The following is a 15692-nucleotide window of genomic DNA, read 5'->3' as shown; positions in this document are numbered from 1 at the left end:
TTCCGGGCACTGTCAGAAACGGCGCTCAGACTTCCAAAAATGGTTCAGCCCGAAGCTCCGGAGTGATCTTCGCATCCGCTTTACTCACAGCAGGCTCTCACCGTCCCTGCCTCGCTCCCGCTTTCCGTGCGGCGCTACTGTCTCCATCATTGCTTTTCCTATCATAATTAGTAATCAAATCACTAACATGGACATTGTATCTTTTTTCCAGATGGTTGTCAAGGAATGTTTCGGATATGATTCACATGTTATAAAATTATCATTATTTTGCCATTCCTATGATTTTATGGTATAGTATATAAAATATGTCTGTATTTACTTTAAAAAACGGACACAGACATTCATTGCAAATATAAACAATGAAGTATACTATATAAAAGAAGGGCGTGCCCGCAGCCGTCTTTCGCAACAAAGGAGAATATTATGGAGCCAAGAAACCTTACCCTATTGACCGACCTGTATGAACTGACGATGATGCAGGGCTATTTCCGGGAGAAAGATGCCAACGAAACCGTCATTTTTGATGCGTTCTACCGCACAAACCCGGATGGAAATGCGTTTTCCATCTGCGCCGGCTTAGAGCAGGTCATTGACTATGTGAAAAATCTTCACTTCGATGATGCCGACATCGAATACTTACGCGGACTCGGCATTTTTGATGAAGATTTCCTCGAATATCTTCACAATTTCAAATTTTCGGGTGACATTTACGCAATCCCGGAAGGCACCGTTGTCTTCCCGCGCGAGCCTCTCGTCAAGGTCATCGCGCCAATCATGGAAGCACAGCTGGTTGAGACTGCCATCTTAAATATCATCAACCACCAGAGCCTGATCGCGACCAAAACATCCCGTATCGTCTTCGCCGCACGCGGGGACGGAATTATGGAGTTTGGGCTTCGCCGCGCGCAGGGTGCTGACGCCGGTACCTATGGCGCCCGCGCTGCCATGATCGCCGGCTGTATCGGCACTTCCAATGTACTGGCCGGAAAACTATTTGACGTTCCGGTCAAGGGAACCCACGCACACAGCTGGATCATGAGTTTCCCGGATGAGCTGACTGCGTTCCGCGCTTATGCAAAGCTCTATCCGAGTGCCTGCATCCTGTTAGCCGATACCTATGATACCCTGGGTTCCGGTGTTCCGAACGCGATCCGCGTCTTCCAGGAGATGCGCGACGCCGGTATCCCGCTGACTTTCTACGGCATCCGCCTCGACAGCGGCGACCTTGCATATATTTCCAAGAAAGCCCGCAAGATGCTGGATGACGCCGGATTCCCGGATGCAGTCATCTCCGCCTCCAACGATCTGGATGAATACCTGATCGACAGCCTGAAGATTCAGGGCGCTGCCATCACGTCCTGGGGTGTCGGCACAAACCTCATCACCTCCAAGGACTGCCCTTCCTTCGGCGGCGTTTATAAGCTGGCTGCCATCAAGGACCGTCACACAGGCAAATTTATCCCGAAGATCAAGCTTTCGGAAAATACAGAAAAGGTTACCAATCCGGGCAACAAGACCATCCAGCGAATCTATGACAAGGAGACTGGCAAGATTATCGCAGATCTGATCTGTCTCGTGGATGAAGAGTTCGATGAGAAGAATTCCCTTCTGCTCTTCGATCCGATCGAGACATGGAAAAAGACACACCTCGCGCCGGGCACCTACACCATGCGCGAACTTCTCGTTCCAATCTTCAAAAACGGCAAATGCGTTTACGAGTCTCCAAAGGTTATGGACATCCGCGAATACTGCAAGAAAGAACAGGAGACGCTGTGGGATGAGTCCCGCCGTCTGGTAAACCCGCATGAGATTCATGTGGATCTCTCCAACGAGCTGTGGCATATGAAGGCACAGCTGTTAGACAGCTATCATTATACAAGCAACTAGTAGATAAAATACGAGTAAATACCATGTTCAGGCAAGTTTATTGCTGCCGGACATGGTATTTTTTTCTTTAACGCTTCCATAAAATTTGCAAAATAAAAACGAATGTGTCTCCAAGGAAATTCCTATTACACAAAAACTGCCGCCAAATACATCCGGCTGCCAGCCCTCTTCTTTGAAAAGTCCAGCCCGCCATTGTATTCCAGCGACAGTTTTTATATGAATCGTATCTTTATTTTTTTAAAATCTATATCAAATATGATATCAATTACTCATCCCAGTTATGGTAAGTAGCCTGTACGTCATCATCCTCATCCAGAAGATCCAGGATCCTCTGCATCTTTTTGATGGATTCCTCATCGGTAAGCTCTACCCAGTTCTGCGGAATCATGGTAACGTCTGCTTCCATCATCGGAACGCCAGCCTTCTCCAGCGCCTCGCGGACTGCAGAGAAATCTTCCGGTGCGGTGATCACTTCGTAGCTGTCCTCCTCCTCGGAGAAATCCTCAGCTCCCGCATCCAGTGCAAGCATCATCAGCTCATCTGGATCCATCTCGCACTCTTCTTTGTCGATGATGATCTGACCTTTTTTATCAAACATGAAGGACACGCTGCCCGGAGTACCTACGTTTCCGCCGCCCTTGGTAAATGCGCTGCGGACATTCGCTGCGGTACGGTTCTTGTTGTCGGTCAGGGTATCTACGATGATAGCGACGCCATTCGGACCATATCCCTCGTATGTAAGATTCTCGTAATTGACAGAGTTTGCATCTCCGGCTGCTTTCTTGATACCACGATCGATGGTATCGTTCGGCATATTGTTCGCTTTTGCTTTTGCAATCACATCACGCAGGCGGCTGTTGTTTGCCGGATCCGAACCACCTTCCTTAACAGCTACGGCAATCTCACGGCCGATAACGGTAAAGATTTTTCCCTTTGCTGCGTCGTTTCTCTCTTTTTTGTGCTTAATATTGGCGAACTTTGAATGTCCTGACATAAAATAACACTCCTCTTTCTATCTTCTTTGTTGTATCTTTTCGCTCATCAGCTTTTATATCACGCCGATTTCGGCACTAAAAAGCTGCATCTTAACTATTTTAACACCATTCTGTATGCTTGACAAGGGGTTCGCGGCTGATTTTATGTATCCAGTTCCAGACTGACCTTCAGCGCACGGTCCACCTCCTGTAAAAGCGCCCCGTCGATATGACAGATTTTCTCTTTCAGCCGCTGCTTATCGATCGTGCGGAGTTGTTCCAGTAAAATGACCGAATCCCTCACCATCGCACAGCGGCGCGTGTTTAATTCCACATGCGTCGGCAGCTTGGCTTTGTTCATCTTTGATGTGATCGCCGCGCAGATCACGGTCGGGCTGTGCTTGTTGCCGATATCATTCTGGATGACCAGCACCGGGCGGACGCCGCCCTGCTCTGAGCCGATGACCGGTCTTAAATCTGCGTAATAAATATCTCCTCGTCTGATAATCACTCGATTCACACTCCGTCCAAACTATTTTAAGATATAAATAACTGCTTTGTACTTTCACAGCTCCACAGTCCGTTTATACCGTTAGTATGGACAGATTTACACCGCCTATACGCGGGTCGTCCCATAAATGCATCCGGCAGTCCAGGTTCCCGGCTTTGCCGAAGCTATCTACTTTATCTTATGAATCCTTTTTCTAAATGGTTCAAACACCGGCTTTACTCCATAAAATCCTCATACCGATCATCATTATAATCCTTTTTCCCGACGATCTTTCCACCTCTCACGTACACGCGCGGCACACGTTTTCCAAGCACGCATGGGATCTCATAGTGGAAACCGCCACTCCATTCCGCCAGCTCTTCCATCGTGATCTCGTCGTCTCCGTCGCGTCCGACCAGCGTTACCCGCGTGTCCTCAGCAGCCTCCGGGATATCGGTCACATCGATCATGCACTGATCCATGCAGACGCGTCCCAGAATCGGTGCGCGGTGTCCATGAATCAGGACATAACCCTTTCCAGAGAGATTTCTCGGATAGCCATCGCCGTATCCGGCGCCAATCGTCGCAATCCGCATCGGACGGTCCGTCACAAAGGTTCCGCCGTAGCTGATCGGCGTGCCCGGCTCCACTTCCTTAACATAGGTAATAAAGCTGCGGATCTCCATCGCCGGGTAAATCTTCATGTTCCGCTCTACCTCATCCGACGGATACAGACCATATACCGTGATACCGGCTCTCGCCGCATCCAGTCCCATCCGCGGCAGTTCCATGATCGCCGCGCTGTTCGCACAGTGGCACATCGGAATATGAACGCCTGCAGCTTCCAGACCTTCATGGAATTTCTGGTACCGCTCATACTGTAAATGGGTAAATGCCTTATCCGCCTCGTCAGCACGCGCAAAATGTGTAAACATTCCCTCGATCTCAATGCCCGGAAGCTTTGCAATCCGCTCTATCTCTTTCAGGCTATTTTCATCCGGGTGAAATCCGATTCGTCCCATGCCGGTATCGAGCGCAATATGCATTTTCGCCGTCTTTCCCATCGAAACCGCAAGTTTTGAGAGCAGCTCTGCCTTATCTTCCTCAAAGATCGCTGGACGGATATCGTCCTCAATCAATTCCGCAAAATGCCGCGGGTGCGTGCTGCCAAGCACCAGAATCGGTTTGTCAATGCCGTGGCGGCGCAGGTTCTGTCCTTCCTCCAAGGTTGCCACCGCATAGCCCCAGACAAACGGCGCGATCGTCTTCGCCACCGGGACAGCCCCGTGACCGTAACCATCCGTCTTAACCACGCCGATCATCTTCGTTTTTGCCGGAAGATTTTCGCGCATCGCCTCCATATTTTTCACAATCGCATCCAGGTCAATCCGCGCATAAATCCGGGTATATGGTTCTTCTGCCATTGTATATGCTTTTTCCATCTTTTTGTCTTCCTTTTTATTTTCAATCTATCTTTTCAAGCAGACAGTCCGCGATATCTCTTGCCAGCACGGAATGCTCTCCCTTTTTACAGGCAGCTGCCGCCCCGGCTCTTCCGTGCAGGAACACACCGAGCGCCGCCGCTTCATCCTCTGAAAATCCCAGCGCCAGAAGCCCGGCAATCACACCGGTCAGCACATCGCCGGAACCGCCCTTTGCCATCGCGGCGCAGCCGCTGTCGCCGATATACACATTGCCATCGCGCCCCGCCGTCACCGTCACGGCATCCTTGAGCACGCAGGTCACGCCTTTTTCTTCGCCATACCGCACCGCTGACTCGACCAGATCCCGTTTCAGTTCCTCAATCGAACGTCCCGTCAGACGCGCCATCTCTCCCAGATGCGGAGTAACGATCACATTTTCCGTAAAATACCCGGACAAATGCGGATGCTGTGCGACAGCATTTAATCCATCCGCATCCACAATGATCGGCACATAGGCGGAAAGCAGCACGTTCTGCACCAGACTTGCGACATGGGCTTCCTTTCCCAGTCCCGGTCCCAGCACGATCGCGCTCGCCCAGCCGCACTCCTGTTCCACCAGGCTCTTAAAACCTGCCGGATCTGTCTGTGCCTGTTCCGGATCATACGGCGTCAGGATCGCCTCCGGAAGGAGATTTTGCAGAATCGGCACATTTGCCCGGACGGTCAGGATCTTCACAAGTCCCGCGCCCATCCGGTACGCGGCCAGGGCGCTCAAATACGCTGCGCCGCACATCCCCTCCGAACCGGCTGCGATCAGGATTTTTCCATACGTTCCCTTGTTGGCGTCTGCCCGCCGTTTCGGGATCTGGTTCTGATCCTCCGGATCATAGGCAAAATAGGTATGCCCTTCATATTTTGTATACGCCGGAAACCCGATGTCGGCAATCACAATCTCGCCGCACAGCTTCCGTCCCGGATAGAACACCATTCCCAGCTTCTCATAGCCGAAAGTAACGGTCAGATCCGCCTCAGCTGCCTCGCCAAGCGCCGCCCCTGTCTCTGAGCTGACGCCGGACGGAATATCAACCGCAACTACCGCCTTTGGCTCTTGCTCACGCATAAAACGGATCGCCTCGGCAAATTCACCGCCGACCTCTCTGGAAAGACCCACACCAAAGATCGCATCCACCATGATCTCCACATGCCCCGGCACATAATTTTCAAACGCCTCCACCGGGATCCCCAGATTCCGGTCAATCGCCACCTGACAGGTCATCTCCCCCGTCCAGTGCGCCTTGTCACCGACCGTGAGCACCGTCGGAAGCGCGCCGCGCAGAAAGAGAATCCTAGCCAGCGCCGCGCCGTCCGCACCGTTATTGCCCGTTCCGCAAAATACCAGAAGCCTCTGCCCTGAAAGCTTCCCATACCGTTTTTCCATCTCGTCTGCAACCGCCAGCGCCGCTCGCTCCATCAGTACCAGAGAGGGTATCCCCACTTTCCGGATTGCATATCCATCTATCTCTTTCATCTGTTTTCCTGTCACCAGACGTCTCATTTCCATTCCCCCTCTCCGACTGCGTACGCGGATGCAAGACTGCCTGTATTCGTGATCGACACGTGAATCCGGGTGATTTTCAGGCTGTCCGCAAGTTTCTTCGCTCCCCCGTGAAGCTGCACCCACGGTTTTCCAAACTCGTCCCGAAGCACTTCTATATCCAGCAGTCCAAAGCCCCGAAAGCCTGTTCCAAACACCTTCGAGACTGCCTCTTTTACCGCAAAATCGCCGGCGAGCCGGGACGCATTTCCCCCAGCCTGCCGACGCTCTTCTTCTGTATATACACGCACCAAAAAAGCCTCTTTTTCACAGGCTTTTTTGATTCGCTCTATCTCTACCAGATCCGTACCAATTCCGACGATCATTTTATTTCTCCAGCACCAGCTGCCTCTTCCTGCTTTCTCTGCGCTTCTTCTCTCGCTTTCTGATCCTGCATGCTGCATACGCGGTAAGAAAGGCGCATCAGGCTCTCCGACAGATGGACATTTTCCACCACAACGTCATCTGGAACCTGTAAATCTGTATGGGCAAAATTCCAGATCGCCTTGATTCCGGCTTTGACAAGCCGATCCGCAATCTCCGGCGCTTTCGACTTCGGAATCGTCAGTGCTGCGATCTGCACTTCATTGTCCTTGATAAACTGCTCCAGATCCTCAATACCGCGGATCTCCACTCCACGGACTACCAGACCGACCAGACGCGGATTCACATCAAACATGCCTTTGATTAAAAAACCACGCCGCTCAAAATTCGTATAATTCGCGATCGCCTGACCCAGATTTCCCGCACCGATAATAATTAGGTTATGCTGACGGTCAATTCCCAGAATCCGGGCAATCTCCGAATATAAATACTTTACATTATAACCATATCCCTGCTGACCAAATCCGCCGAAATTATTCAGATCCTGACGAATCTGGGACGCTGTCACCTTCATGCGGATACTCAAATCATTCGATGAGATTCTCTCTACTCCCTCCTCGAGCAATTCGCCCAAGTAACGATAGTATCTGGGTAGCCTAGAAATGACCGCTTTAGATATCTCTTTCTGTTCCACGGCTTTCTTCCACCTTTCTTTCCTCTAACGTTGTCCATATGGTTTACGCAAACCTTCGGACAATCTGATAAATTTATTATAGTCATATGATAAATAATTGTCAATTTTTTTATTTCATATGAGGGATTTTACATTGTATTTCGCAAAATTTTCTGACCAGAAACAGCCATTAACCGTTCTCATTCTTGCATTGCTTCTTTATTTATATTATAATTTGAGATTGACGGTATATTTTTAACCAAAATACATGGATACAACCACAGGAGGAATCTATGATTTTATCTTGCAGCAATATTTCAAAAGCATTCGGTACAGAGGAAATCCTCAAACACGTATCGTTTCATGTAGAAGATCACGAAAAAGCCGCCATCGTCGGCATCAACGGAGCCGGTAAATCGACTCTTTTAAAAATAATTGTCGGAGAACTCGCAGCAGACGAGGGCTCCGTGACCATCGCCAAGGGCAAAACCCTCGGTTACCTGGCACAGCACCAGGATCTGCATAGCCAGACCACCATTTATGACTCTCTTCTGGAGGTCAAACGTCCGATTCTGGAAATGGAACAGCAGATCCGCACGCTGGAACTCCAGATGAAGCACGCCGAGGGCGAAAAGCTCGAAACGATGCTCAACACTTACAGCCGCTTAAACCATGAATTTGAACTTTTAAACGGCTACGCATGGCAGAGTGAAATCACCGGTGTCTTAAAGGGACTCGGCTTTGTCGAGGAAGAATTTTCCAAACCGGTTTCCGAACTTTCAGGCGGTCAGAAAACGCGCGTCTCCCTCGGTAAGCTCCTGCTCTCCAAACCGGACATCATCCTTTTGGACGAGCCGACCAACCACCTCGACATGGAATCCATCGCGTGGCTGGAAACCTATCTGATGAACTACGCCGGGACGGTCATCATCGTCGCCCACGACCGCTATTTTCTGGACCGCGTCGTGACCAAGATCGTCGAGCTGGACGGCGGCATCGCCACCTCTTTCCAGGGCAATTACACCGCCTACAGCGAGAAAAAAGCGATCATCCGCGCCGGTGTGCTCAAGGCTTACTTAAACCAGCAGCAGGAGATCCGCCATCAGGAGGAGGTTATCACCAAACTCAAATCCTTTAACCGTGAGAAATCCATCAAGCGCGCCGAGAGCCGTGAAAAAATGCTTTCCAAGATGGATCTTCTGGAAAAACCAACCGAAATCAACGACGCGATGCACATTACGCTGGAACCGTGCGTCACCAGCGGAAATGACGTTCTCTCCGTCCGTGAGCTTGCCAAGAGTTTCGACGGCATGACACTCTTCACGGATCTTAACTTTGAGATAAAACGCGGCGAGCGCATCGCCATCATCGGCAACAACGGAACCGGCAAGACCACAATTCTCAAGATGATCAACGGTCTTCTGACCCCGGACAACGGCGAGATCCGGTTAGGTTCCAAGGTGCATATCGGTTACTACGATCAGGAACACCAGGTTCTGCACATGGACAAGACGCTCTTTGACGAGCTGCAGGACACCTACCCGGATATGAACAACACGCAGATCCGAAATGTGCTGGCGGCATTTCTCTTCACCGGCGACGATGTCTTTAAGCGCATCCGCGATCTGAGCGGCGGCGAACGCGGACGTGTTTCCCTGGCGAAGCTGATGCTCTCGGAGGCGAACTTCCTGATCCTCGATGAGCCGACCAACCATCTGGATATCGCCTCGAAGGAGATTCTGGAAAACGCGCTGGTTCATTATACCGGAACCGTTCTCTACGTCTCCCATGACCGATATTTCATCAACAAAACTGCGACCCGGATTCTCGATCTGACGATGGGAACACTGATTAATTATATTGGAAACTACGATTATTATCTGGAAAAGAGGGAGACGCAGGAGAAAGCCTATCTGGCTTCCGCCGCACAGGCAGCCAGCCGCTCTGCAAAATCTTCCGGAGCCGGAAACACAGGGACTTCCAGCCATCTGACCGCTGCGACAGGCGCAAATCCGACTGCTCTTTCTGGAAATGGCACTGGTACCTCTGCTGCTTCGTCCGCTTCTGCCGTGACCGCTGCAGTTCAGGCGGCAGCCAGCGCTTCCTCCGGCAAATTGGACTGGAAACAGCAGAAGGAAGAACAGACGCGGCTTCGTAAGAAACAGAATGAATTGAAACGCGTCGAGGAAGAAATCCACACCCTTGAAACCCGCGATCAGGAGATCGATGCGCTTCTCTGCGATGAGACTGTCTTTTCCGATGTTCCGCGTTTGATGGAACTGAATAAAGAGAAGGAAGAACTGAATGCAAAGTTAGAGGGATTGTATGAGAAGTGGGAGGAATTGGCAGAGTAGTGGTTACTGTTCACGCATACGCGCCCAGTAACGGAATTTGCCGCGGCTTTGCATTTACATACGGCAAATTCCTGCTGCCACCACGTTTTCTTACGGCACTTCCGATGCCGGACCACTCTTAGCCTTTAAAGATTCATCCCCAGCCGGTCCGGCTCCATTTCCGGCAAATTCCGGATCAGAGTTCATCTCGACCCCTTCGGCTTCGTCTGGTTTTTGTCCTTCCTGCCAGAATCCTAACTTTACGACATATTTGTATAATTCCGGACTGTTTTTTCGGATGTCAGCTCGGACATCTTCGTCACAGCAGGCGGCGAAAAAGCTGCCGAACTGCATCTCCGGCTTATCGTCAAAGTAGGATGGAAGCGGCTGCACCAGTCCACTGCCAGCCAGATATCGCTCGAAATCCGTCAGGGCACGTGAGGTTTCTTCGTCGCTTAGTTCCGACGCAGCGAACTCGCCGAATGCCATCGCAAGTCCCTGCGGTTTAGAAAATTTGATTTTCTTGTAATGCACATCTGTATCATAATTGACAAAATAGATACCCTGCTCTGTTTTCGGCGCTGAGAAGTATGCCTTGTCTGTGTAGTACATCAGCTCCCAGCCTGATTCTGCAAATCGTTTGATCCACTCTCTTGGCACGCCTGCCAGTTCTTTCGTAATCTGTTCTTTTTCACTGTCCGACGGACGCCGTTTTCCCATCAAACGCACATCATGCGTCCGGTCGCGCAGTCCATTTGCATCGTAGTAGTTGAGTTCCACGTACTGATCCGCCGCCATCTGACCATTGTCAAAGAAATAATATTTATGCCCGTTTACCATCCGGTTTCCGCCGCTGAACATAACACATTTGGAATCAAACCAATACCAGGCATTTCCTGCCTGATACCAGCCGGTCGTCAGTGCTCCATCCTCGTTTGCATGATACCACTGATCCGTCTCTTCCTCATAAATCCAGCCAGTCATCATCGCGCCGCTCTCGGCGAAATAATAACGGTTTGTGCCGATTTTCCGGAGTCCCCGCTGCATATAGCTGCTTTTTCCCAGATAATACCAGTGACCATTCGATTTCAGCCAGGACGCTTTCAAAAAGCTGCCATCCGTCAGGCGGTACTGCCAGTCCTCGCCGTCTCCGACCCACTCGCCCTCATACAGATACATTTCTTTATTTTCAAAACCAGCCGCGCCACTTTCTGTCGCCGATGCCTCTGTCTCTGTTATATCATTGGCATTATTTTCGGTGCCGAACCTGTAAACTTGATTTTCTTCCTTGCCCTGCGCCGGGGTGTCCGCAAACGCATCGTTACCTGCCGCCAGCGCTGTCCCACAAACAAACAGGGATACTAAAAAGGATGCTGCCCACATAAATTTTTTCTTCCAATTCATCGTGTGCCTCCCCTTTCTTGTTCATAATTAAGCAAAAAACTGTGAACAGTTGCCACATCTCTTCTTATTTTACCGCACCGCAAATGAAAAGTATAGAAAAAAATTCTTACATCCTTTATAATAATAAAATAAAAGACAGTTCATCAAAGACAGCAATATCCAATCTGCCTTTGAAACAATATAAAAATGATTACAAATTCCAATCACTCTTTTTTATAGAGTTATAAAATTAGAAAGGATACCATATATGAAATCAAAACGCATTTTGGCGCTGACAGGTGCTGTTATCCTAATCGCCCTCTACGTCTCTTCCATCATCTTCGCCCTGATGGACAGTCCACTGGCAGAAAATCTGCTGCTGGCATCGCTGTTCTGCACGATCGTTATACCGGCGGTGCTCTATGGGTATGCGGTGGCACTGCGATATTTTAAAAAGAAAAAATAACGTTCAAAAAGCAAACGACTGTCTATTTCTAACACAATACGCAGTCGTTCGCTTCTTTCACTCTTCTATACTGACTGCCTCCGCAGTCTCCTGTCATTTTTTCATCATCCCGCCACTGTAACCGCATTCTCCCGGACATCATTAATCGCTTTCATAAGCGCTGTTCTCGTTCTCACATCAAACAGCTTTAAAAAACTAATTGGCTTATCAAACGGAGGCTTCTGCAAAACAGCCACATTCTCCATATACCCATTCTGCTCCATATGATTAATAATCTTATGAACAAAATTGATCTGCCGTTGCTTCAATGACTGATCGTTAATAAACTCTGAAAATGCCACTGACCGGACGCTGTGGAGAAGTCTTGTCATCCCAGAAATACGTTTCAAATCCATTCGTCGTAAACATCATCGGTCTGCGGCCAAACTTCCTCTCTAAACAGTCCGCATACAGCATAACCTGTTTCCGACCAACATTCCTTGCTGGTGCGCTTCGCTTCCACCACCGCTGGCGCAAATAATGCATATTCTTTTGTATTCTTTAAAAATTCAAAGTTTGACATAAGATCCCCCCTATTTGGAAGTATTCTTCTTTTTCTTTGGCGCTGTCAGCTCATAGCTTAACGCAAGTAAATTTTTAATCGGCTCATCCAGCCCCGCATCCCCCAGCAAAACACTGATCCACTTCTCCTTGTTCATATGGTATGCCGGAAAATATCCTTTCTGCCCCCGCAAAGAACCTATCAGCATCGGATCACTCTTTAGATTTATAACATCTATGATATTATCATCCTCCAACCCCAGCTTACTCCCTGCAACACTCAAAATCACGCCATACCATTTATCATTATCCGCCCGACGCAGCACTGCGTTCGAATCCTTCCACGGATATTCCGCTTCCGTGCCATATTCCTGTTTTACCCATTGAAATAATTCTTCTCTTGTCATTTTGGTGAAACGCCTCGCTTTCGGTTTCAAGGTAGAATATATTTGTTATTTACAATGTTTTTGTTTGTGTAAATGTGTTTTTATAGTGCAGTATGATATTCTGTTTCAGCGACAATTTATCCCTTTACAAAAGCCACCCCAAAAGTTCTCTCTCGAACACCGCCAACGCCCGCTTCACATACTCCCTCCGCGCCGTTTCATCCACAAGCGAAACCGCGCACGAATTCATCTGCTTAAAATCTGGCACTTCTGCCTCTTCGCAGTGGCGTTTTCCGTTCGGATAACACCAGGCAAACCACCAGTCCTCCGGCAGAATTATTTCCTTTTTGAGATATCTGGATGCCTCCTGCTTAAGCCCGTCGGTTATATCATCTACCTGATAGCCTTTCGAAAAGCCATCCTTGGAGCTGGCTTCTTTATCAAACAGGCAAAATCCCGCAAACAAATTATGTTCTACCTCAATCCGAAACCAGAGTTCCAGACCCGCTTTTTGAAATTTTGCCTTTTTTACCACATAATTCAATCCGGGATAGGTGCTGTAACAATCATAAAATTTATCATGCTGTGAATCCTGATAGGAATAATATCCACTATCCTTTTCTAATTTCAAACCATATTTTTCTATAATCGGCTGCATCTGCTGCTGAAATTCTTCAAACACCTGGCGAATCAGCCGCACCTTTGCCTTTTTCATTGATTTTTCAATCTCAATTCCGGCAAGAAATTTTTCCGGCGATTCGTACAATGCCTCAATCACTTTATCTGCCACTTTCTTCTCTCTTTCATCCGCTATGCTATGTACCGCATCCAAATATTGCTCCATCACTGCCCGAAATGGCTCTTTTAAATTTTGCAATTCACCTTCTAGCCACCGATAGATATCTTCTGCCCATGAAATACACTGGATTTGCCCTAATGGTAATAAATTTCCTCCGCCTTTCTTCTTCCGGCTGTACTCAGATGGCGGAGTTCCAAAACGGGTTAGATATATCAATCGGGAATTTTGTGCCATCTCAAAGTAATCCGAACACTGTCCTTCCTGTTCCCCCGCATAGATTTTTACCTCGATCGGAATCTGATACTCCGCATTCCGTATGAAAATATCAATTCTTCTCTCTTTATCAATCGGGTACTCTTTGACTACCTCCGTATGCAATAGCAATGTATCGCTTACCGGATCCATTTTCAACACATCTCGGATAAACGATTTCAGAAACCGGATTCCGCAGCCATGCATTCCCTCCGGGTTCAGCAGATTGGTCAAAAAACGGCACATGATCACTTCACGGCTCTGTATCTCTAATACATCAAAAATGTTGTAGGCTGATAATTTCTTATGAAATGGTATGTTTTTACAGTTTGTATGAATTTGCGATAGTAAATCTCTATATGTTTCCATTTCTCATTCTCTGGCGATTCCCGTTTGTCTCATTTTTCATTTATAAAACGATTTCTTTTTATCCATCATACCATAAAAAAAACGGTTCTCACAGACTCTATCCAAGGCATCCCTCCAATTTTCTTCACACCAAATCATACCTTATCCTGAATTATTCCCTCTTCAAAAAATCAATGACAATTACGAAAAAATCGTCCTTTCCCTGAATCCCGGAATGGACTCTTCCTATGATGGCATAAAATCTAAGAATTTAATTGACTGGCTGATTTCAGAATAAACTTGAAAAAGAATGTGCCTTTTTGTGTAATAGAGAATTCCAAGGAATTTCCTATTACACAAAAATAGCGGCGGTCTGCACTCATCATGCAGGACCGCCGCTGAAATTGATTCTATAAAGTTACTTTCTCATAATGATCTCATCACGTCCCGGACCATTGGATACCATGGTTACCGGTACGCCAAGCTCTGCCTCGATCGTCTCGATGTAGTTGCGGCACTCTGCCGGAAGATCTTCGTATTTCTTGATTCCGCGGATATCACATTTCCAGCCCGGAAGTGTCTTCAGAACCGGTTTTGCTTTCTCCAGCTTGTAGGTTACCGGGAAGTCTTTAACAACTTCGCCGTCGATCTCGTAGCCAACGCAGATCGGGATCTCGTCCAGATATCCCAGAACATCCAGAACGGTCAGAGCCACTTCGGTTGAACCCTGGATGCGGCAGCCGTAACGGCTTGCTACTGCGTCGAACCAGCCCACACGTCTCGGACGTCCGGTGGTTGCGCCGAACTCGCCCTTATCACCACCGCGGCGGCGGAGTTCGTCTGCCTCATCACCGAAGATCTCGCTGACAAATGCACCTGCGCCGACTGCACTGGAGTATGCCTTTACAACGGTTGTGATCTCTTTGATCTCATACGGCGGGATACCTGCGCCGATAGCGCCGTAAGCTGCCAGAGTCGAAGAAGAAGTAACCATCGGATAAATACCGTGATCCGGGTCTTTCAGGGAACCTAACTGACCCTCAAGAAGGATGTTTTTACCCTCTTTGATCGCGTCATGCAGATATGCAGATACATCGCATACATACGGCTCTACCATCTTCTTGTATTCCATCAGCTCTGCCAGAACCTCATCCGGGTTCAGCAGCGGTTTGTGGTACAGATGCTCTAACAGGACATTCTTTGTCTCGCAGACACGCTGTACTTTATCTTTCAGAGCTGCCTTGTCCTCGAACAGTTCGCTGACCTGGAAACCGATCTTCGCGTATTTGTCAGAGTAGAACGGCGCGATACCGGACTTGGTGGAACCGAAGGACTTGCCGCCCAGACGCTCTTCCTCATACGTATCAAACAGAACATGGTACGGCATCAGGATCTGTGCACGGTCCGATACCAGAATATGCGGCATCGGAACACCCTGAGATACCAGACTTTCCAGCTCTTTTACCAGGAATGGAATGTTTAATGCCACACCATTGCCAATGATGCTGGTTGTGTGTCCGTAAAATACACCGGACGGCAGAAGGTGAAGTGCGAAACGGCCATAATTGTTGATAATCGTATGACCTGCGTTGCTTCCTCCCTGAAAACGGATAATGATGTCGGATTCCTTAGCAAGCATATCGGTAATCTTACCCTTGCCTTCGTCTCCCCAGTTAGCTCCTACTATTGCTCGTACCATGAATTTTCCTCCCTCAGAAGAATATAAATACTTTTCGGCATGATTGAAAAACGATCATGCCTTCTTACTGTATAATCATACACAACTTTTCTATATAAGTAAAATCAATATTATTTATAA

Annotated in this window: 15 protein-coding genes; 3 read left to right on the top strand and 12 right to left on the bottom strand. The window is 48.5% G+C overall.

What is annotated here, in order from left to right; translation table 11 throughout:
• Window positions 1-423 precede the first annotated feature (423 nt).
• Window positions 424-1887: a nicotinate phosphoribosyltransferase gene (locus DW720_RS06565; protein ID WP_118524473.1), complete on the top strand. Its 1464-nt coding sequence runs from the start codon at window positions 424-426 to the stop codon at window positions 1885-1887.
• 265 nt (window positions 1888-2152) lie between these two features.
• Here DW720_RS06565 and DW720_RS06560 read toward each other — a convergent pair whose 3' ends face one another.
• The 6 genes from DW720_RS06560 to DW720_RS06535 all read right to left on the bottom strand — a co-directional run bounded on the left by DW720_RS06560 (window position 2153) and on the right by DW720_RS06535 (window position 7387).
• The gene (locus DW720_RS06560; protein WP_022360132.1) at window positions 2153-2881 is read right to left on the bottom strand and encodes a YebC/PmpR family DNA-binding transcriptional regulator; all 729 of its coding nucleotides are present in this window, start codon (window positions 2879-2881) and stop codon (window positions 2153-2155) included.
• A 143-nt stretch (window positions 2882-3024) separates the two neighbouring features.
• Window positions 3025-3372 carry a type II toxin-antitoxin system PemK/MazF family toxin gene (locus tag DW720_RS06555; protein ID WP_106999700.1) on the bottom strand — a complete coding sequence of 116 codons (348 nt, stop codon included), beginning with the start codon at window positions 3370-3372 and terminating at the stop codon, window positions 3025-3027.
• Window positions 3373-3587: 215 nt separating this feature from the next.
• Window positions 3588-4793, bottom strand: coding sequence for an alanine racemase (gene alr, locus DW720_RS06550; protein ID WP_243017102.1), 1206 nt, complete (start codon window positions 4791-4793; stop codon window positions 3588-3590).
• Between the two features lie 22 nt (window positions 4794-4815).
• On the bottom strand, window positions 4816-6330 hold the full coding sequence (locus DW720_RS06545; protein WP_118638575.1) for an NAD(P)H-hydrate dehydratase: 1515 nt from the start codon (window positions 6328-6330) through the stop codon (window positions 4816-4818).
• Window positions 6327-6695, bottom strand: a complete 369-nt coding sequence (gene acpS, locus DW720_RS06540; RefSeq protein WP_106999698.1) for a holo-ACP synthase — start codon at window positions 6693-6695, stop codon at window positions 6327-6329. The genes DW720_RS06545 and acpS overlap by 4 nt, the downstream gene beginning before the upstream one ends.
• A complete protein-coding gene (locus DW720_RS06535) occupies window positions 6692-7387 on the bottom strand; it encodes a redox-sensing transcriptional repressor Rex (protein WP_106999697.1) in 696 nt (231 codons plus the stop codon). Before DW720_RS06535 ends, acpS begins: the two co-directional genes overlap by 4 nt.
• Before the next feature lie 272 nt (window positions 7388-7659).
• Between DW720_RS06535 and abc-f the strand changes: the two genes are divergently transcribed.
• Window positions 7660-9720 (top strand): ribosomal protection-like ABC-F family protein, encoded by a 2061-nt coding sequence (gene abc-f / locus DW720_RS06530; protein WP_118673030.1) that lies wholly within the window; start codon window positions 7660-7662, stop codon window positions 9718-9720.
• A 90-nt stretch (window positions 9721-9810) separates the two neighbouring features.
• Here abc-f and DW720_RS06525 read toward each other — a convergent pair whose 3' ends face one another.
• Window positions 9811-11103, bottom strand: coding sequence for an N-acetylmuramoyl-L-alanine amidase family protein (locus DW720_RS06525; RefSeq protein WP_118742469.1), 1293 nt, complete (start codon window positions 11101-11103; stop codon window positions 9811-9813).
• A gap of 247 nt (window positions 11104-11350) precedes the next feature.
• Between DW720_RS06525 and DW720_RS06520 the strand changes: the two genes are divergently transcribed.
• A complete protein-coding gene (locus DW720_RS06520) occupies window positions 11351-11548 on the top strand; it encodes a hypothetical protein (protein WP_022359311.1) in 198 nt (65 codons plus the stop codon).
• Between the two features lie 104 nt (window positions 11549-11652).
• Here the strand turns inward: DW720_RS06520 and DW720_RS06515 are convergent, their stop codons facing one another.
• The 5 genes from DW720_RS06515 to DW720_RS06495 all read right to left on the bottom strand — a co-directional run bounded on the left by DW720_RS06515 (window position 11653) and on the right by DW720_RS06495 (window position 15572).
• Window positions 11653-11943, bottom strand: a complete 291-nt coding sequence (locus DW720_RS06515; RefSeq protein ID WP_118742468.1) for a type I restriction-modification enzyme R subunit C-terminal domain-containing protein — start codon at window positions 11941-11943, stop codon at window positions 11653-11655.
• Window positions 11934-12110: a hypothetical protein gene (locus DW720_RS15705; protein WP_182427916.1), complete on the bottom strand. Its 177-nt coding sequence runs from the start codon at window positions 12108-12110 to the stop codon at window positions 11934-11936. The genes DW720_RS06515 and DW720_RS15705 overlap by 10 nt, the downstream gene beginning before the upstream one ends.
• Before the next feature lie 10 nt (window positions 12111-12120).
• On the bottom strand, window positions 12121-12495 hold the full coding sequence (locus DW720_RS06510) for an MmcQ/YjbR family DNA-binding protein (protein WP_107001522.1): 375 nt from the start codon (window positions 12493-12495) through the stop codon (window positions 12121-12123).
• Window positions 12496-12619: 124 nt separating this feature from the next.
• A complete protein-coding gene (locus DW720_RS06505) occupies window positions 12620-13894 on the bottom strand; it encodes a PD-(D/E)XK nuclease family protein (RefSeq protein WP_118749402.1) in 1275 nt (424 codons plus the stop codon).
• A gap of 397 nt (window positions 13895-14291) precedes the next feature.
• Window positions 14292-15572 (bottom strand): adenylosuccinate synthase, encoded by a 1281-nt coding sequence (locus DW720_RS06495; RefSeq protein ID WP_118749401.1) that lies wholly within the window; start codon window positions 15570-15572, stop codon window positions 14292-14294.
• Window positions 15573-15692: the final 120 nt, after the last annotated feature.

The sequence above is a fragment of the Clostridium sp. AM27-28 genome, assembly GCF_003480955.1.
Classification (GTDB): domain Bacteria; phylum Bacillota; class Clostridia; order Lachnospirales; family Lachnospiraceae; genus Otoolea; species Otoolea fessa.
The sequence above is the reverse complement of the archived record's forward strand: the minus strand, read 5'-3'. Positions and strand labels throughout refer to the sequence as shown.

Coding starts and splice junctions, on each gene's coding strand:
- abc-f (WP_118673030.1), top strand. CDS start 7,660: ATGATTTTATCTTGCAGCAATATTTCAAAAGCATTCGGTACAGAGGAA.
- DW720_RS06495 (WP_118749401.1), bottom strand. CDS start 15,572: ATGGTACGAGCAATAGTAGGAGCTAACTGGGGAGACGAAGGCAAGGGT.
- DW720_RS06565 (WP_118524473.1), top strand. CDS start 424: ATGGAGCCAAGAAACCTTACCCTATTGACCGACCTGTATGAACTGACG.
- DW720_RS06505 (WP_118749402.1), bottom strand. CDS start 13,894: ATGGAAACATATAGAGATTTACTATCGCAAATTCATACAAACTGTAAA.
- DW720_RS06560 (WP_022360132.1), bottom strand. CDS start 2,881: ATGTCAGGACATTCAAAGTTCGCCAATATTAAGCACAAAAAAGAGAGA.
- DW720_RS06520 (WP_022359311.1), top strand. CDS start 11,351: ATGAAATCAAAACGCATTTTGGCGCTGACAGGTGCTGTTATCCTAATC.
- acpS (WP_106999698.1), bottom strand. CDS start 6,695: ATGATCGTCGGAATTGGTACGGATCTGGTAGAGATAGAGCGAATCAAA.
- DW720_RS06510 (WP_107001522.1), bottom strand. CDS start 12,495: ATGACAAGAGAAGAATTATTTCAATGGGTAAAACAGGAATATGGCACG.
- DW720_RS15705 (WP_182427916.1), bottom strand. CDS start 12,110: ATGTCAAACTTTGAATTTTTAAAGAATACAAAAGAATATGCATTATTT.
- alr (WP_243017102.1), bottom strand. CDS start 4,793: ATGGAAAAAGCATATACAATGGCAGAAGAACCATATACCCGGATTTAT.
- DW720_RS06545 (WP_118638575.1), bottom strand. CDS start 6,330: ATGAGACGTCTGGTGACAGGAAAACAGATGAAAGAGATAGATGGATAT.
- DW720_RS06515 (WP_118742468.1), bottom strand. CDS start 11,943: ATGGATTTGAAACGTATTTCTGGGATGACAAGACTTCTCCACAGCGTC.
- DW720_RS06525 (WP_118742469.1), bottom strand. CDS start 11,103: ATGAATTGGAAGAAAAAATTTATGTGGGCAGCATCCTTTTTAGTATCC.